We start from the raw sequence: 17,670 nt of genomic DNA, 5'->3' as shown, positions 1-17,670 counted from the left end.
TTACATCATGCCGGGTTGGTCAAGGCCGGTGCCATCCACCAGCCGGGAATAACGATAGGGTGCCGGATCGACGATCGGATCGGCGTTCATGATCAGATCGGCGGCCAGCCGTCCGGCGCCGGGACCGATGCCAAAACCGTGGCCGCTGAAACCCGCTGAGATCAGCAGGCCGGGCAGGGCAGGCACGGCAGAAATCACCGGAATGGCATCGGGCGTGCTGTCGATCATGCCGCCCCACGCCTGCGCCAGCTGTAGGCCCGCCAGCGCCGGATATTCGTTACGCATCGCCGCCAGTCCCTGCTCAACGATCTGCCGATCGGCGGCGGGATCGAGGATTCTGCACTTTTCAAACGGCGACGGGCGATCAAACTGCCAGTTAACCCAGGCTTCCGGGCCGTGCAGAAAAGGCCGCAGCCCCAGCGAAATATGCAGGTTGTTACGGCGCTTTTTAAAGGTGGGATAGAACTGGCGCGCATAGCGCAGGCTCTGAATGCCTGGCTCAAGCCGCCCTTTGCCCGAGACCGATACGGTATAGCTGCCGTCGCGCTGAGGTCGACAGGCAAAATCTGGCGTGTAGAGCGGTGCGGCGATCGCCTGGGCAATGGGTGCGGTACGAAAGGCGGTGCCGATAACGTTGCCCAGCGGCAGGTCGATGCCGTGACGGCGACAGAACAGCGAACTCCAGGCACCCGCGGCCAGCAGCACGCTGCTGGTTTTGATCCGTCCGCGCTCCGTCCAGACGCCGCTGACCCGTCCGGCTGTAATATCCAGCCCGCGCACCGCGCACTGTTGAAAGAGCTGCGCGCCGAGGCGCTGGGCGGCGATAACCAGACCGGCGGCGGCCAGTGCCGGTTCCGCATGACCATCGGTCGGCGACGACAGGCCGCCGCGCCATGCGGTACGGCTGCCGGGCGTCATCGCCTTCGCCTGCTGCGCATTGAGGATCTCGCTGTGCATGCCGTAGCCTTTCGCCATCTGATTCCAGCGTTCCCAGGTAGCGATCTCCTGTGGGTTGCAGGTGGCGTACACCAGGCCCGAGCGACGGAAACCCAGCGTTTCGCCGGTCTCCGCTTCCAGCTCGCCCCAGCGTCGCAGGGCATACATGCTTAGCGGCAACTCGCGCTCGTCGCGGTTCTGCTGGCGACACCAGCCCCAGTTACGACTCGACTGTTCGCCGCTGACCAGCCCTTTTTCCAGCAGCACCACCCGAACGCCGCGCCTCGCCAGTTCATAAGCAGCGGCGGCACCGGCAATGCCCGCGCCGATGATCACCACATCCGCGCTGTCGGGCAGATGGGCGTTGTCCTGTACGTAGCGCATCAACGCCGGCATAACGATTCCTTAAGGGTTGTAAAGCGGGGCCAGCTCTGTTGCCGGGCAGGCGGCCAGTTTACGGTCAACGCCGCTGCGGTTAAAGATCCTTTCGCCATCCGCTCCCTGCGGTCTGGCCCAAAGTGGGCATCTTCATGTTTTCGCCATCTGCCTTTCACCCCGCTGTCACAGTGCGGGCGCAAAGTCGTCGTCAACAACGCAGCGACGTGCGCTGCGGGTTCCCCTCATGTTAATGGAGGATTTTACGGTGAGTGAGTTATCCAGACATCCGACCAGAGTCTACCAGGCGATTGCCGCCCAGCTGGAAGCGTCGCTGCAACAAGATTATCGCTGCGGCGACTGGCTGCCTTCCGAGCAGCAGCTGGCCAGCCACTATGCGGTGAACCGCCACACGCTGCGCCGTGCGGTGGATGAACTGGTGATCAAAGGGCTGGTGCAGCGTCGCCACGGCGTTGGCATTTTAGTGCTGACCCGGCCCTGGGATTACCCGCTGCATGCGCAGGCGCGCTTCAGTCAAAACCTGATGGAGCAGGGCAGTCATCCCACCAGCGAACGGCTGCTGGCGGTGCTGCGACCGGCGAGTCAGGAAGTGGCGCTGGCACTGGCGATCGAAGAGGGCGCCAGCGTCATTCATCTGCGCACCCTGCGTCGGGTTAACGGCGTGCCGGTCTGCATCATTAATCACTATCTGCCCCAGCTCGCCTGGTGGCCAACGCTGCAACAGTTTCAGAACGGATCGCTGCACAGCTTTATCAGCCGCGAGCTGAATCACGATCTCACCCGTCAGCAGACGCGCATCAGCACCCGTCGCGCGCAGGCCAAAGAGTGCCAGCGGCTGGAGATCAGCCTGCATGCGCCGCTGCTCTGCGTGCGTACCCTGAACCGCACCGCCAGCGGCGAGATGGCGGAATACTCCGTTAGCCTGACCCGCGGCGACATGATTGAGCTGACGCTGGAGCACCCATGAATCACTCAACTCCGCGCCAGCACTGGATCTCCACGCTGGCCCACAGCCAGCCCGCCGAGCTGGCGGCCCGTTGGCAGCAGCTGCAACTGCAACCCGATTATCAGCTGATTCGCCCGGCGGAAATTGGCCTGACCCGGCTGCAGGCGCGCATGGGCGGCAGCGGCAATCGCTTTATCGCCGGGGATGTCACCGTCACCCGCGCGGTGGTGCAGCTGAGCAACGGCACCTGCGGCTACAGCTACGTGATTGGCCGCGACAAGGCGCATGCCGAACGCTGTGCGCTGATCGATGCGCTGCTGCAACAGCCAGAGCACGCGCCGCTGTTGCAGGAAAATCTGATTCAACCCTTGCTGGCGGCACAACAGGCGCGACGTGATAAGCGTGCGCGTGAAATCGCCAGCAGCAAAGTCGACTTCTTTACCCTGGTTCGCGGAGACAATGCATGACCTTACTGGCAAGTTTTAATCATCCGGTGGCCGATTCCCAGCGCGCCTTTCGCCGCATTCTCAAAGCAATGAGCGAGCCTGGCGTCATGGTGATGCTGCCGTTGCAGCAGGGCTGGGGCGATCTCTCACCGGCGGCAACCGCCACGCTGCTGACGCTGGTCGATAATGAAACCGCGCTGTGGATCGATCCGGCGCTGGATGGCGACACGCTGCGCAGCAATCTGCGTTTTCATATTGGCGTGCCGTCGTGTGAAGCGCGCTGTGCGCCTTTTGCCCTGACCCACGCCGCCGCCGATCCCGATCCGCTGGCGTTCGCCGCCGGAGACAATCTGGCACCGGAAACCGCCACCACGCTGATTATCGATCTGCCCGCGCTGAGCGGCGGCCTGACGCTGCGGCTCAACGGCCCCGGCATTCGCGAGACCCGCGCCATTGCGCCGCAGCTACCGCCGCGTGTGCTGCACTATCTGCGCGAACGCCCGCACCATTTTCCGCAGGGCATCGATCTGATTTTCACCTGCGGCGAAAGCATGATGGCGGTGCCGCGCACCACACAAGTGGAGGTCTGCTGATGTATGTTGCGGTGAAGGGCGGTGAAAAAGCGATTGCCCAGGCGCACCGGCTGCAGGCCGATCTGCGCCGCGGCGATCGGCTGAGACCGGCGGTGGGCTGCGATCAGATTGCCGATCAGCTCGGCCTGGCGGTGGATCGGGTAATGACCGAAGGCGGTATCTGCGATGCGGAACTGGCGGCACTGGCGATAAAACAGGCCAGCGGCGATTTGGTGGAGGCGATTTTCCTGCTGCGCGCCTATCGCACCACGCTGCCACGGCTGGCGGACAGCCTGCCGCTGGCGACGCAAAACATGCGCCCGGAACGGCGTATTTCCGCGGTATGGAAGGATTTGCCGGGCGGCCAGGTGCTGGGGCCGACCAGTGATTACAGCCACCGACTGCTCGATTTTACCCTGCTGGCCAACGGCGAGGTGCCCGCAGCGCAGCAGGCCGAGGCGCCGCTGGAGGCACACTGCCCGCCGATGTTTGACCTGCTGGTTAGCGAAGGGCTGGCGGCGCAAGAGCAGGACGATGGCAGCGAGCCGGTGGACATCACCCGCGAACCGCCGTCGTTTCCCACCGCGCGCAGCGCCCGGCTGCAACAACTCATGCGCGCCGATGAGGGCTGGCTGCTGGCGCTGGGCTACTCCACCCAGCGCGGCTATGGCCGTACCCATCCGTTTGCCGGTGAGATCCGCACCGGCATGCTGACGCTGGCGATCTGCCCGGAAGAGCTCGGCTTTAACATCGACATTGGCGAAATCCTGCTGACCGAGTGCGAAATGGTCAACGGTTTTACCGTGCCGGATACCGCCGCGCCGCATTTTACCCGCGGCTACGGTCTCGCTTTTGGCCGCGCCGAGCGTAAAACTATGGCGATGGCGCTGGTGGATCGCGCCCTGCAAAGTCGCGAGCATCACGAACGCATCAGCAGTCCGGCGCAGGATGAAGAGTTTGTGCTGGCCCATGCGGACAACGTTGAGGCGGCGGGCTTTGTCTCGCACCTGAAGCTGCCGCACTACGTCGATTTTCAGGCGGAGCTGGCGCTGCTGAAGCAGCTGCAACAGGCCTGGCAGGAGCAGCAACATGGCTGACTTACAGGGTTACAACAGCGGTTATCTCGACGAGCAGAGCAAGCGCACGCTGCGTCGCGCCATCCTGAAAGCGGTGGCGATTCCTGGCTATCAGGTGCCGTTCGCCGGACGCGAAATGCCGATGCCTTATGGCTGGGGCACCGGCGGCATTCAGCTCACCGCCAGCCTGATTGGCGAAGAGGATGTGCTGAAGGTGATCGATCAGGGCGCCGACGACACCACCAACGCCGTGTCGATTCGGCAGTTTTTCCAGCGGGTCAGCGGCGCGGCCACCACCGAGCGCACCCGGGAAGCGACGCTGATCCAGACGCGGCACCGCATTCCCGAAACGCCGCTGGGCAGCGATCAGGTGCTGATTTATCAGGTGCCGATCCCCGAGCCGCTGCGTTTTATCGAACCGCGCGAAACCGAAACGCGCACCATGCATGCGCTGGAGGAGTACGGCGTGATGCAGGTAAAACTCTATGAAGATATCGCCCGCTACGGCCATATCGCCACCACCTACGCTTATCCGGTGCGGGTCAACGATCGCTACGTCATGGATCCGTCGCCGATACCTAAATTCGACAACCCCAAAATGCACATGATGCCCGCGCTACAGCTGTTTGGCGCCGGACGGGAAAAGCGCATTTATGCGCTGCCGCCGTTTACCAAAGTGGAAAGCCTCGACTTTGAGGATCATCCGTTCAGCGTGCAGCAGTGGGATGAACCCTGTGCGCTCTGTGGCTCGCGCAGCAGCTATCTCGATGAGGTGGTAATGGACGACCGCGGCACGCGCCTGTTCGTCTGTTCCGATACCGACTATTGCCGTCAGCAGCAGGAAAATCAGCATGAACAGTGAACAACCCTTGCTGGCGGTCAGCGACCTCAGCCACCTCTATGCGCCCGGCAAAGGCTTTGAACAGGTCAGTTTCGATCTCTTTCCTGGCGAAGTGCTCGGCATCGTCGGCGAATCAGGCTCCGGCAAAAGCACGCTGCTGCGCGCGCTGTCCGCGCGACTGACGCCGCAGCAGGGCCAGATCCACTATCAGGGCCGCGATCTCTACGCCATGAGCGAAAGCGATCGTCGGCGGCTGCTGCGTACCGAATGGGGCGTGGTGCATCAGCATCCGCTGGACGGCCTGCGCCCACAGGTCTCCGCTGGCGGCAACATTGGCGAACGGCTCATGGCGGTGGGCCAGCGGCATTACGGAGAGATTCGGCAGCAGGCGAGCCGCTGGCTGGAAGAGGTGGAGATCCCGGTTTCCCGCCTCGACGATCTGCCGGTGACCTTTTCCGGCGGCATGCAGCAGCGACTGCAAATTGCCCGCAATCTGGTGACGCAGCCGAAGCTGGTGTTTATGGATGAACCCACCGGCGGGCTGGACGTGTCGGTGCAGGCGCGGCTGCTCGATCTGCTGCGCACGCTGGTGCAGGAGATGAATCTGGCGGTAATCATTGTCACCCACGATCTCGGCGTGGCGCGTCTGCTGGCGCACCGGCTGCTGGTGATGAAAGAGGGCAGAGTGGTGGAGAGCGGGCTGACCGATCGCGTGCTCGACGATCCGCATCACGCCTATACGCAGCTGCTGGTCTCTTCGGTGCTGGGCTAATTTGCGACAGGAAAAATCATGAACAGACGACTTCGCGTCGAACAGCTGCACAAAACTTTTGTGCTGCACAATCAACAGGGCGCTGAATTACCGGTGCTGCGCAACGCCACTTTTCACGTCGATGGCGGCGAGTGCGTGGTGCTGGACGGGCAGTCGGGCAGCGGCAAATCGACGCTGCTGCGCTCGCTCTACGGCAACTATCAGCCCAACGGTGGCCATATCTGGATCCAGCATCAGCAGCAGTGGATCGATCTCGCCAGCGCCCCGGCGCGCACTATCATCGCTATGCGCCGCGACACCATCGGCTGGGTCAGTCAGTTTCTGCGCGTGATCCCGCGGGTACCGACGCTGGAGATCGTCATGCAGCCGCTGCTGGCCCGCGGCGTTGAGCGTCAGGCGTGCGAAGCGCGTGCCAGCCAGCTGCTCAGCCGCCTGAACGTGCCGCAGCGGCTCTGGTCGCTGGCGCCCTCCACCTTTTCCGGCGGTGAACAGCAGCGCGTCAACATCGCCCGTGGTTTTATTGCCGACTCGCCGCTGCTGCTGCTGGATGAACCCACCGCGTCGCTCGACAGCCGCAACAGCGCGGCGGTGGTCACGCTAATAGAAGAAGCGCGGGAGCGCGGCGCGGCCATCGTCGGCATTTTTCACGATAAGGCAGTGCGCGAGCGCGTGGCCGATCGACTTTATACGTTGCAGCCGGTGACGGCGGGAGCGGAATCATGATCGTCAATAACGTGCAGCTGGTACTGGAAAACGAGGTGGTCAGCGGCTCGCTGCTGATGCGCGATGGCGAGATTGCGGCTATCGATCAGGGTCGTAGCCAGCTGCCCGGCGCGCTGGATGGCGAAGGGGCATTTCTGCTGCCGGGCCTGATTGAGCTGCACACCGATAACCTGGATAAATTTTTCACCCCGCGGCCCGGCGTCGACTGGCCTTCGCACTCGGCGATGAGCAGCCACGATGCGCTGATGATCGCCAACGGCATCACCACGGTGCTCGACGCGGTGGCGGTAGGCGATGTGCGCGACGGCGGCCACCGGCTGGATAACCTCAATAAAATGATCGGCGCGATTCAGCAGAGCAACCGGCAGGGCGTTAACCGCGCCGAACACCGGTTGCACCTGCGCTGCGAGCTGCCCAATGAGCGCACGCTGGCGCTGTTTGAGGCGCTGATGACCACGCCGGAACTGGCACTGGTATCGTTGATGGATCACTCGCCGGGGCAGCGTCAGTATGTCTCGCTGGAGAAATACCGCGAATATTTCCAGGGCAAATATCAGATGAACGATCGGCAGATGGATGAGTGGGAAACCGAACAGATTGCGCTGGCGGCGCGCTGGTCGCAGCCCAATCGTCAGGCGATCGCTGCCCACTGCCGGGCGCGCACGATTCCGCTGGCCAGCCACGATGATGCCACCGCGGCGCACGTGGATGAGTCGCGGGAGATTGGCGTCACTATTGCGGAGTTTCCCACCACGCTGGCGGCAGCGACGCGCTCGCGTGCCACCGGCATGCAGGTGCTGATGGGTGCACCGAACATCGTGCGTGGCGGCTCGCACTCCGGCAACATGGCGGCGGCTGCGCTGGCGGAGCAGGGACTGCTCGATATTCTCAGCTCGGATTACTATCCCGCCAGCCTGCTTGATGCGGTATTCCGGCTGGCGAACGATACGCGCAACGCCTGTACGCTGCCGCAGGCGGCGGCGATGGTGAGCCGCAATCCGGCGCGGGCGTTGGGGCTAAACGATCGCGGCTTGCTTGCGCCCGGCCTGCGCGCCGATCTGGTGCTGGCGCATACCGATCACGGCCATGCGCACGTGCGCCACGTCTGGACGCAGGGCAGGATGGTGTGGTGATGGCGCGCCTCATCTGGCTGATGGGCGCCTCCGGCTCCGGCAAAGACAGCCTGCTGCGCCTGCTGGCCGAACAGCCACCGCCGCGGCTGCTGATCGCCCACCGTTACATTACCCGCGATGCCGACGCCGGCGGCGAAAATCACATCGCGCTCAGCCTGTCCGAGTTTCAACGGCGTGCTGACCTTGGCCTGTTCGCTATGCAGTGGCAGGCGCACGGTTATCACTATGCGCTGGGCAGCGAGATCGATCTCTGGCTGGAGGCCGGGCTGGATGTGCTGGTCAACGGTTCGAGACTGCATCTGCAGGCGGCGCGCGAACGCTACGGACCGCGCCTGCTGCCGCTCTGTTTGCAGGTCTCACCGGCGATTTTACGCCAGCGGCTGACGCAGCGTGGGCGCGAGAGCAGCAGCGAGATCGATCGTCGGCTGGTGCGGGCGGCACAGCCGCTGCCCACGGGCTGTACGGTACTGAACAACGACGGTGCGCTGGCGACAACGCTGGCACAGCTACAGCAGCTGTTACACCCTGAGATGAGCGCATGAAGCTCACCTTTCTCGGCACCGGCGGCGCGCAGCAGGTGCCGGTGTTCGGCTGCGACTGCGCCGCCTGCCTGCTGGCTCATCAGCAACCTGCGCGGCGGCGCACGCCCTGTAGCGCGCTAATCCACTGCGACGGCGAAACGCTGCTGTTGGATGCTGGCCAGCTGCATCTTGAGCAGCGCTTTCGCCCCGGCGAGCTGAACCACATTCTGCTGACCCATTACCATATGGACCATGTGCAGGGGCTGTTTCCGCTGCGCTGGGGCATCGGCACGCCGATCCCGGTGTGGGGACCGCCCGATGCCGCAGGCTGCGACGATCTGCTGAAGCATCCCGGTCTGCTGGCGTTTCAGCCGCCGCTGCAGGCGTTTCAGCCGGTGCAGCTGGGGCCGCTGAGCGTGACGCCGCTGCCGCTGAATCACTCCAAACCTACCTTCGGTTATCTTCTTGCCTGGCAGCAACAGCGCATCGCCTGGCTATGCGACACCGTCGGCTTGCCCGATGCCACGCGCGATTTCCTGCGTCATCAGCCGCTGGATCACTTGGTGCTCGACTGTAGCCATGCGCCGCAGCCTGCGCCGCCGCGCAATCACAATGACATCACGCTGGCGCTGGCTATTCTGCAGGATCTGCAGCCGCGTCAGGGCTGGCTCTGTCATCTCAGCCATGAGGTGGACTGCTGGCTACAGCAGCACGCGCTGCCGGATGGCGTGGCGGCGGCGTGGGATGGCCTGGTTGTCACGGCTTAATCACCGAACTGTCATGAAGCTTTCATCCGCAGCGGCCTAAATAGGCGTGCGAAAACCTCTCTGCAACGGAGCCAACTATGGCACAGGCCCTGCTCAAGACCGTTACTGAACCCGTCTACCCGCTACGTCCGGCGGCTAAACACAAGGTGCTCTCCGTGCGCGGATTAGGCAAAGCCTGGACGCCACAGCAGCGGGTGCTGGATGAGATCAATTTCGATCTGCACGCGGGCGAACTGGTGGCGGTTATCGGGCGCTCCGGCGCCGGTAAATCGACGCTGCTGCACATGCTCAACGGCACCATTGCCGCCAGCGAAGGCGCGATCGTTAACTACCGGGACGGCAGCGAACATCAGGATGTCACCCGACTCAGCCGCGGTGAGATGCGCCAGTGGCGCAGCGAGTGCGGGATGATTTTCCAGGATTTCTGTCTGGTGCCGCGGCTCGACGTATTGACCAACGTGCTGCTGGGGCGACTGAGCCAGACCAGCACGCTGAAATCGTTTTTCAAAATCTTTGCCGACAGCGATCGTGCCCGCGCCATTGAGCTGTTGCAGTGGATGAACATTCTGCCGCAGGCGCTGCAACGGGCGGAGAACCTCTCAGGCGGCCAGATGCAGCGCGTGGCGATCTGCCGTGCGCTGATGCAGCAGCCCAACATCCTGCTGGCCGATGAGCCGGTGGCCTCGCTCGATCCCAAAAATACCCGCCGCATTATGGCGGCGCTACAACAGGTCAGTGAGCAGGGCATCAGCGTGATGGTCAACCTGCACTCGATTGAGCTGGTGCACAACTGGTGTACGCGGGTCATTGGCATTCAGCAGGGACGAATTATTTATGACGGTGCGCCTTCCGGGCTGACCGAGGCGCTGTTACAGCGTTTGTACGGCGATGAAATCAATCAGATCGACCATTAACCGTTGATATTTTCACACAGGCGAAAACATGAAAAAGCGTAACCTTGCGACACTGATGGGCGGAATTATGATGGCATTCGGCGCCACGGCGGCCGACGCACCAAAGACGCTGAACCTCGGCATTTTGGGTGGACAGAACGCCACGCAGCAGATCGGCGATAACCAGTGCGTAAAGACGTTTCTCGATAAAGAGCTGGGCGTGGACACCAAACTGCGCAACTCGTCAGACTATTCCGGCGTGATTCAGGGCCTGCTGGGTGGCAAGGTGGATGTGGTGCTGAGCATGTCGCCCGCCTCCTACGCCTCGGTTTATCTGAAGGATCCGCAGGCGGTGGATATCGTTGGCATTCCGGTTGATGACAAGGATCAGTCAAAGGGCTATCACTCAGTGGTGATCGTTAAAGCGGACAGCCCGTATAAGAAGCTGGAAGATCTCAAAGGCCAGTCATTTGGCATGGCCGATCCCGACTCCACCTCTGGCTACCTGATGCCCAACCAGGCGTTTATCAAGCAGTTTGGCGGCAATATCGATAACAAGTACAACAATACGTTCTCCAGCGTCACCTTCTCCGGCGGCCATGAACAGGACATTCTCGGTGTGCTGAATAACCAGTTTGCCGGTGCCGTGACCTGGACCTCAATGGTGGGCGATTACAATCAGGGCTACAGCGTCGGTGCCTTCAACCGCCTGATTCGCATGGATCATCCTAACCTGATGAAAGATATCCGCATCATCTGGCAATCGCCGCTGATCCCCAACGGCCCGCTGCTGGTCAGCAACAAGCTGCCTGCGGATTTCAAACAGCAGGTGGTCGCCGCCATCAAGAAACTCGACACCGACAACCACAGCTGCTTCATCAAAGCCATGGGCGGCGCCCAGCACATCGCGCCCGCCACCGTCGCCGATTACCAAAACGTCATCGACATGAAGCGCGACCTGATGAAAGGCGAACGCGGCTAACCCCGAAAAGCAGCGCTGGCCACGCGGCATCGCCACCCTGGTTTACTCCCGGTCCACACACCGACCGGGTTGTAACCGCAAAACCTGTTTACATATTGGCCACTGCCCCAGTTTTGTTTTGGCTTTTGACCTGGTGCTGTATTAGCCGTTGACCAGGTTCTGTTTTAGCCGTTGACCTTGACCTTGACCTTGACCTTGACCTTGACCTTGACCTTGACCTTGACCTTGATCTTGACCTTGACCTTGACCTTGATCTTGACCTTGAGGAGGCATCACTACCGCCGAGGCAAAAGCGTTTTCCAGGACGAGCCGCAGGGAAGCGGCGAGAGGGCGTGTTGAGCCAGACAAAAACGCCGGGAGCGTTTTTGAACAGCGCTTGCGCTGCCCCGAAGGGGTGAGCCTCAGGATGAGGCGAATACTCCGAATCGCGCCGGGTCCGTCAGGAAAAGGGTTTCGCTGAGTGCACCCGCGCAGCGGGCGGTTGTGTTTGCCGGATAGCCGGGGTGCAGGGGCGGGGCGTATGCCGCCCCTGCTCGGTCGGCCCGAAGGGCAGAACGAAACCGCCGTTGACCTGGCCCGGCCGTTGACCTGGCCCGGCCGTTGACCTGGCCCGGCCGTTGACCTGGCCCGGCCGTTGACCTGGCCCGGCCGTTGACCTGGCCCGGCCGTTGACCTGGCCCGGCCGTTGACCTGGCCCTTTAATCAGGCCTCGCCTGAACACAGGCTCCGCCTGATCCACCCACAGGAACCGCTAGCTATGTCCGACAACTTCGAACGCTACTACCAGCAGATCCGATCCCGCCAGAAACGCGACACCGTGCTCTGGTCGCTGCTGCTGATCTCGCTCTATCTGAGCGCAGGCTACGTCGCGGAGTTCAACCTGTTTACCGTCTGGCAGTCGCTGCCGCACTTCTTCGACTATCTGGCGGAAACTCTGCCGGTGCTGCACTGGCAGCAGCTGTTTGCCGATGTGCGCACCCAGGGATCGCTGGCGTACTGGGGCTATCGCCTGCCAATTCAGCTGCCGCTGATCTGGGAAACGCTGCAACTGGCGTTGGCCGCAACGCTCTGTGCGGTCGGCATCGCCAGCGTGCTGGCCTTTCTGGCCGCCGCCAACACCGGCATGCCCGCCACGCTGCGTTTTGCCATTCGCGCGCTGGTGGCATTTTTGCGCACCATGCCGGAGCTCGCCTGGGCGGTGATGTTTGTGATGGCCTTTGGTATCGGCATGATCCCCGGCTTTCTGGCGCTGACGCTGCACACCATCGGCAGCCTGACCAAGCTGTTTTACGAGGCGCTGGAGTCCGCCTCCGATAAGCCGGTACGCGGGCTTGCCGCCTGCGGTGGCAGCCAGCTGCAGCGCATGCGCTTCGCCTTCTGGCCGCAGGTGAAACCGATCTTTCTCTCCTACAGCTTTATGCGCTTTGAGGTCAACTTTCGCTCCTCCACCATTCTCGGGCTGGTGGGTGCCGGTGGCATCGGCCAGGAGCTGATGACCAATATCAAACTCGATCGCTACGATCAGGTCAGCATTACGCTGCTGCTGATTATTCTGGTGGTCTCGCTGCTCGACACGCTGTCGGGCCAGCTGCGTCGCCGCATTGTGGAAGGAGCCGGACAATGAGTACCACGGATTCACTGGCGCTGTGTAAGCGGCAGCACGCCACGCTGTTCAGCGCTCAGCGCCGCTACTTGCGCCGTCTGGCGCTGCTAACGCTGGCGGTCACGCTCTATTATCTCTGGTTCTTTCACGCTTTTGGCATCAGCTGGCAGCAGTGGATCGGCGGCTGTCAGCAGCTGAGCCGCTATTTTCTGCGCATGTTTGTCTGGCATGAGTTCGCCAGCTGGCCGTTTGGTTATTACTTTTCGCAGATTGGCATTACCCTTGGCATTGTGTTCGCTGGCACCCTGACCGCGTCGTTGATCGCGCTGCCGCTGTCGTTTTTCGCCGCGCGTAACGTGATGCACGACAAGCCGCTGCGTGGCATTGCGCTGCTGGTGCGCCGCCTGCTGGATCTGCTGCGCGGCATCGATATGGCGATCTGGGGGCTGATTTTTGTGCGCGCCGTGGGCATGGGACCGCTGGCCGGGGTGCTGGCGATTATCATGCAGGATGTTGGGCTACTGGGAAAACTCTACTCGGAAGGGCACGAGGCGGTTGAACGCTCGCCCAGCCGCGGGCTGGGTGCGCTGGGGGCTACCAGCTTGCAGAAGCATCGCTTCGGCATTTTCACCCAGTCGTTTCCCACCTTTCTGGCGCTCAGCCTCTATCAGATTGAATCCAATACTCGCTCGGCGGCGGTGCTCGGCTTTGTCGGTGCCGGCGGCATCGGGCTGGTCTATGCCGAAAACATGCGCCTGTGGAACTGGGACGTGGTGATGTTTATCACCCTGCTGCTGGTGGCGGTGGTGATGATTATGGATCTGCTCTCCGCCCGTCTGCGCCAGCGCTATATTACCGGCAAGCCGATTCCGCTGTGGCAGACGCCCGCCGCCAACTCCGGCGAAGCGCGCTCGCCAGCTGCTGTTGACTGAAGGGTTTGGCCAGCTGCTCGCACGGTGGCAGATCGGCATCCTGCTGCTGGCGCAGATCCTGGCCGCTGATCAGCAGCGTCGCCAGGCCGGGACGCAGCCGCTGCGCCTGGCGTATCACCTCGGCGCCGTTCAGCCCATCCTGCAGCATCAGGTCGCTGACCAGCAGCGCAATCTCCGGCGTCTGTTGTAGCAGGGTGAGGGCGCTGTGGCCATCGGCGCACTCCAGCGTCAGATAGCCCAGCGGGTGCAGCTGATCGCACAGCGTCTGCCGCACCGCCTCATCATCGTCCAGCACCAGCACCAGTTGATCGCTGGCGGGCGGCGCTAACGCCACGGGTGCAGGCGGCATCTCAACGGCGGCATGACTGGCGCGCGGCAGCTGCAGGCGCACGCAGGTGCCGACGCCGGGCGCAGTTTCCAGCTCCACGCGACCACCGGATTGACGCACAAAGCCATACACCATCGACAGGCCAAGGCCGCTGCCGCTGCCCGGCGCTTTAGTGGTAAAAAAGGGTTCAAACACCTGTGCCCGTACCGCCTCACTCATGCCGCAGCCGCTGTCGATCACCTCTACTGCCACCACGTCGCGTTCGCTGCCGTCCGCTTTTTGCTGCCGCTGATTCGTGACGCGGATGCGGATTTCGCCCGGCTGCTGTTCCATCGCGTCACGCGCATTGACCACTAAATTAATTAGCGCATTCTCCAGCTGGCTGGCGTCGATCCATGCCGGCCAGCCCGATTGCTGCGCCTCGACCACCAGCGTTTGCCCCGGCAGTAGCGAAGGCGACATCAGTTCCTGCAGGTTCTCCACCAGCGTGGCCACCTGCACCGAGCGCGGATGCAGCGCCTGCTTGCGGGAAAAGGCCAGCAGGCGTTGCGTGAGCTGAGCGGCACGCTCTGCTGCCTTCAGCGCCCGACTGATGCGCGTGGCGTGTGAATTGGGCTGCGCCAGCTCGAGGCTGCCAATAATCACCGCCAGCAGGTTGTTGAAATCGTGGGCGAGACCGCCCGCCAGCTGGCCCACCGCCTTCATTTTCTGGCTGTGCAGCAACGCCTCTTCCAGCGCTTTGCGCGTGGTGCGATCGAGCACGGTGTTGACCATGCCGCGGTGCGGCACCGGGCTGTAGCGCAGTTCCAGCGTACGGCCATCGGCCAGCCGGATCTCCTGCGGTTCGCCCTCCGGCGAGGCGCGAATGCCCAGCCGTTCCATCAGCTGCTGATAATGTTGACCGCGCTGCAAATCGTCGGCGGCGAGCCCGAGCAGCAGCGGATATTGCGCGTTCCACACCACCAGCTGGCCGTCACTGTCAAACAGCGCAAAGCCGTCGCGCATGGCGAGAAAAGTCGACTCCAGCTGGCTGCTTTTCTCTTTCAACAGACGCGAGGTGTGCTCCAGCGAGGCGGTATTGCGCGCAAAGACGTTAAAGGCGCGCGCCAGATCGCCCAGCTCATCGCGCCGCTCCAGTGCCGGGACGCTGACTACCTTTTGCCCTTGCGCCAGCCGGGTCATGGCGCTGGCAATGGCGGTGAGGTTTGAGCCGAGGTTGCGGTAGATATAGAAACCGGCGTAGCCGGTAATCACCAGCGCCAGCAGGGCAAACAGCACGATAAACAGAATGATTGAACTCAGCTCGCGATGGGTGCTGGCGGTGCGCCGTTCGGTTTGCAACGCCACCTGCTGCACGTAGAGATTGATATCCTGATTAAGCATCGCCACCAGCGCTTTGATCTGGTAGGTGTCATAGGCGATCGCCAGATCGCTCTCCTCCAGCCGATCGGCCAGCGGCAGCAACTGCCGTTCGTTATCGCGAAAGCGCGCCATTTTTTCCGCCACCAGCGGCGCCAGCGGCTGTGCGGGCCAGCGAGCTAGTAGCGTGTCGATGCGGCTGATCAACGCCCGTGAGGCGCTGCTGCGAATACCGACGTTGAGCAGGCCGTCGATCTGCTCGCGCAGCGCGGCGGTGCTGGCATCGTTCGCCAGCAGAATGCCGATGTGCTGTAACAGAATTTGCGTCTGCCACAGGCCGCTGAGCATCTGATTGCGCTGCAAATGGCGGCGATGACCGCTTTCCAGCAGCCGCGAAATGCTCGCTTCCAGCCGGTTGCTGCGCTGGCGAATGCGCGCCACCAGCTGCGGTTCGCGCGCGGCCAGCGGTGCGGCGGCGAGATCGTTCAGCGACTGTTGCAGCGCGCGCTGCGTCTGCTGCAGGCGCTGCGACTCGCTCTGATACTCCAGCGCGCCCACTACCTGCGACAGCCGCACCGCCGCGGTTGCCACGTTGGCGGTATCACGCGCCAGGGCCAGGCTGCTGGTCATGTCGCGCAGGGTTTGTGCCTGCGCCTGCTCCTGAATGCGCCCGGCATGGTTGAAACCGACAATCGCCACCGTGCTGACCATCAGCGTGACCACCACCACCAGCAGGTTAAACAACAGCAGGCGACCGCGTGCGCCCGCCAGCCAGTGCAGCTTTCTGTTCATCATCCGTTCCAATTACGCCCGATAGCGCGAGTATAAAAGCGCCGCGCATTCACACTATGACAAAGATGAACGGCCGCTGACATTTTCCATTTATCTGGCGCTGCTTTACTGCAAGCAGAGCCGTAATGGAGAGAGACGATGGCAACCACCCCAATCCTTGAAATGAGAGATATCTCGCGCCGCTTTGGTCAGTTCTATGCGCTGAAGTCGGTGAACCTGACGGTTTTTCCCGGTGAGGTGCATGCGCTGATGGGCGAAAACGGCGCCGGTAAAAGCACGCTGATGAAAATTCTGGCCGGTGCCTATACCGCCAGCGGCGGCGAGATTTTTATAGATGGCAAACCGGTGCTGATCAAAGGGCCGAAAGAGGCGCTGGGGGCGGGCATTACGCTGATCTATCAGGAGATCAACCTGGCCCCCAACCTGACGGTGGCGGAGAACATCTTTCTCGGCAGCGAAATTCATCGCGGCGGGCTGGTGAACCGGCGTCAGATGGTTGCCGATGCCCAGCAGGTGATCGACCGTCTCGGCGCGCAGTTTCGCGCCAGCGATCTGGTGATGCGCCTGAGCATTGCCGAACAGCAGCAGGTAGAGATCGCCCGCGCACTGCATCGCAACAGCCGCATTCTGGTAATGGATGAGCCAACGGCGGCGCTGTCGTCGCGGGAAACGGAACAGCTGTTTGCGCTGATTAAACGGCTGCGCAGCGAAGGCATGGCGATCATCTACATCAGCCATCGTATGGCGGAAGTCTATGAGCTGTCCGATCGGGTCAGCGTGCTGCGCGACGGCCAGTATGTCGGCAGCCTGACGCGAGAAGAACTCAACGCTCACGAACTGGTACGCATGATGGTTGGACGGCCGCTGAGCGATCTGTTTAACAAAGACCGCACCATCGCCAAAGGCAAAGCGCGGTTGCGCATCGATGGGTTGACCGACGGCGGCAAGATCAAGCCCTGTTCACTGGTGGTACACGCCGGGGAGATTGTCGGCCTCGCCGGGCTGGTCGGCGCCGGTCGCAGCGAGCTGGCGCAGCTAATTTTTGGCGTACACAAAGCCAGCGGCGGCACGGTGCAGCTCGATGGTGAAACGGTTTCCATTGCGTCGCCGCGTGAGGCGATCGCCGCGGGCATCGGTTTTCTGACCGAAAACCGCAAAGAGCAGGGGCTGTTTCTTGAGCTGGCGGCGCATGAAAACATCGTGATGGCCACCCTTGAACGCGACGCGCAATACGGGTTGCTTAACCGACGTAAAGGACAGCGAATCTCCACCGATGCCATTGCGCTGCTGAATATCCGCGTGCCGCATGCACAGGTGCGTGCGGGTGGCCTGTCGGGCGGGAATCAGCAAAAGCTGCTGATTTCACGCTGGGTCTCGATCGGCCCGCGCATTCTGATTCTTGATGAGCCGACGCGCGGCGTGGATGTCGGTGCCAAAAGCGAAATCTACCGCATGATGAATCAGATGGCTGAGCAGGGCGTGGCAATTCTGATGATCTCCAGCGAACTGCCGGAGGTAGTGGGCATGAGTGATCGGGTCTATGTGATGCAGGAGGGGCAAATCGCGGGCGAACTGGCCGATGCGACCATTACGCAGGAACACATTATGGCGCTGGCTACCGGCGCTGAACTGGCGCGCACCGCGCAGTAACA

At 62.4% G+C, this 17,670-nt stretch carries 17 protein-coding genes; 15 read left to right on the top strand and 2 right to left on the bottom strand.

Features of this window, described 5'->3' with window-relative positions; all coding sequences use genetic code 11:
* Positions 1-1,332: an NAD(P)/FAD-dependent oxidoreductase gene (locus EM595_RS11305; RefSeq protein WP_067431860.1), complete on the bottom strand. Its 1,332-nt coding sequence runs from the start codon at positions 1,330-1,332 to the stop codon at positions 1-3.
* Positions 1,333-1,579: 247 nt separating this feature from the next.
* Here EM595_RS11305 and phnF point away from each other — a divergent pair, with 247 nt between their 5' ends.
* The 14 genes from phnF to phnE (EM595_RS11235) all read left to right on the top strand — a co-directional run bounded on the left by phnF (position 1,580) and on the right by phnE (EM595_RS11235) (position 13,539).
* Complete coding sequence (phnF, locus tag EM595_RS11300) at positions 1,580-2,299, top strand: phosphonate metabolism transcriptional regulator PhnF (protein WP_225701550.1); 720 nt, start codon at positions 1,580-1,582, stop codon at positions 2,297-2,299.
* Entirely contained in the window at positions 2,296-2,745 is a 450-nt protein-coding gene (gene phnG, locus EM595_RS11295) for a phosphonate C-P lyase system protein PhnG (protein WP_067431857.1), read from the top strand. Before phnF ends, phnG begins: the two co-directional genes overlap by 4 nt.
* Positions 2,742-3,317 carry a phosphonate C-P lyase system protein PhnH gene (gene phnH, locus EM595_RS11290; RefSeq protein WP_067431854.1) on the top strand — a complete coding sequence of 192 codons (576 nt, stop codon included), beginning with the start codon at positions 2,742-2,744 and terminating at the stop codon, positions 3,315-3,317. The genes phnG and phnH overlap by 4 nt, the downstream gene beginning before the upstream one ends.
* Positions 3,317-4,393, top strand: a complete 1,077-nt coding sequence (locus EM595_RS11285; RefSeq protein WP_067431851.1) for a carbon-phosphorus lyase complex subunit — start codon at positions 3,317-3,319, stop codon at positions 4,391-4,393. Before phnH ends, EM595_RS11285 begins: the two co-directional genes overlap by 1 nt.
* Positions 4,386-5,234: an alpha-D-ribose 1-methylphosphonate 5-phosphate C-P-lyase PhnJ gene (locus tag EM595_RS11280; RefSeq protein WP_067431848.1), complete on the top strand. Its 849-nt coding sequence runs from the start codon at positions 4,386-4,388 to the stop codon at positions 5,232-5,234. The genes EM595_RS11285 and EM595_RS11280 overlap by 8 nt, the downstream gene beginning before the upstream one ends.
* On the top strand, positions 5,224-5,985 hold the full coding sequence (phnK, locus tag EM595_RS11275) for a phosphonate C-P lyase system protein PhnK (protein WP_067431846.1): 762 nt from the start codon (positions 5,224-5,226) through the stop codon (positions 5,983-5,985). The genes EM595_RS11280 and phnK overlap by 11 nt, the downstream gene beginning before the upstream one ends.
* 18 nt (positions 5,986-6,003) lie before the next feature.
* Positions 6,004-6,708, top strand: a complete 705-nt coding sequence (gene phnL, locus EM595_RS11270) for a phosphonate C-P lyase system protein PhnL (protein ID WP_067431843.1) — start codon at positions 6,004-6,006, stop codon at positions 6,706-6,708.
* Positions 6,705-7,841, top strand: coding sequence for an alpha-D-ribose 1-methylphosphonate 5-triphosphate diphosphatase (gene phnM, locus EM595_RS11265; protein ID WP_067431840.1), 1,137 nt, complete (start codon positions 6,705-6,707; stop codon positions 7,839-7,841). The genes phnL and phnM overlap by 4 nt, the downstream gene beginning before the upstream one ends.
* Positions 7,841-8,383 carry a ribose 1,5-bisphosphokinase gene (phnN, locus tag EM595_RS11260; RefSeq protein ID WP_067431836.1) on the top strand — a complete coding sequence of 181 codons (543 nt, stop codon included), beginning with the start codon at positions 7,841-7,843 and terminating at the stop codon, positions 8,381-8,383. Before phnM ends, phnN begins: the two co-directional genes overlap by 1 nt.
* Positions 8,380-9,129 carry a phosphonate metabolism protein PhnP gene (phnP, locus tag EM595_RS11255; RefSeq protein ID WP_067431833.1) on the top strand — a complete coding sequence of 250 codons (750 nt, stop codon included), beginning with the start codon at positions 8,380-8,382 and terminating at the stop codon, positions 9,127-9,129. Before phnN ends, phnP begins: the two co-directional genes overlap by 4 nt.
* A 77-nt stretch (positions 9,130-9,206) precedes the next feature.
* Positions 9,207-10,043: a phosphonate ABC transporter ATP-binding protein gene (gene phnC, locus EM595_RS11250; RefSeq protein WP_067431830.1), complete on the top strand. Its 837-nt coding sequence runs from the start codon at positions 9,207-9,209 to the stop codon at positions 10,041-10,043.
* A gap of 28 nt (positions 10,044-10,071) precedes the next feature.
* Positions 10,072-11,004, top strand: coding sequence for a phosphonate ABC transporter substrate-binding protein (gene phnD / locus EM595_RS11245; protein WP_067431827.1), 933 nt, complete (start codon positions 10,072-10,074; stop codon positions 11,002-11,004).
* 757 nt (positions 11,005-11,761) lie between these two features.
* On the top strand, positions 11,762-12,628 hold the full coding sequence (gene phnE, locus EM595_RS11240) for a phosphonate ABC transporter, permease protein PhnE (protein WP_067431824.1): 867 nt from the start codon (positions 11,762-11,764) through the stop codon (positions 12,626-12,628).
* A complete protein-coding gene (phnE, locus tag EM595_RS11235; RefSeq protein ID WP_067431816.1) occupies positions 12,625-13,539 on the top strand; it encodes a phosphonate ABC transporter, permease protein PhnE in 915 nt (304 codons plus the stop codon). Before phnE (EM595_RS11240) ends, phnE (EM595_RS11235) begins: the two co-directional genes overlap by 4 nt.
* Here the strand turns inward: phnE (EM595_RS11235) and EM595_RS11230 are convergent.
* Positions 13,460-16,018 (bottom strand): ATP-binding protein, encoded by a 2,559-nt coding sequence (locus EM595_RS11230; protein ID WP_067431813.1) that lies wholly within the window; start codon positions 16,016-16,018, stop codon positions 13,460-13,462. The two genes, phnE (EM595_RS11235) and EM595_RS11230, sit on opposite strands and share 80 nt — an antisense overlap.
* 138 nt (positions 16,019-16,156) lie before the next feature.
* On the opposite strand from EM595_RS11230, the gene EM595_RS11225 reads away from it, so the two are divergent.
* Positions 16,157-17,668 (top strand): sugar ABC transporter ATP-binding protein, encoded by a 1,512-nt coding sequence (locus tag EM595_RS11225; protein ID WP_067431811.1) that lies wholly within the window; start codon positions 16,157-16,159, stop codon positions 17,666-17,668.
* Positions 17,669-17,670 lie beyond the last annotated feature (2 nt).

Origin of the sequence: Duffyella gerundensis (genome assembly GCF_001517405.1) — a bacterium.
GTDB classification, from domain to species: Bacteria; Pseudomonadota; Gammaproteobacteria; order Enterobacterales; family Enterobacteriaceae; genus Duffyella; species Duffyella gerundensis.
Note: the sequence above shows the minus strand (reverse complement) of the source record. Positions and strands in the feature narration are given on the sequence as shown.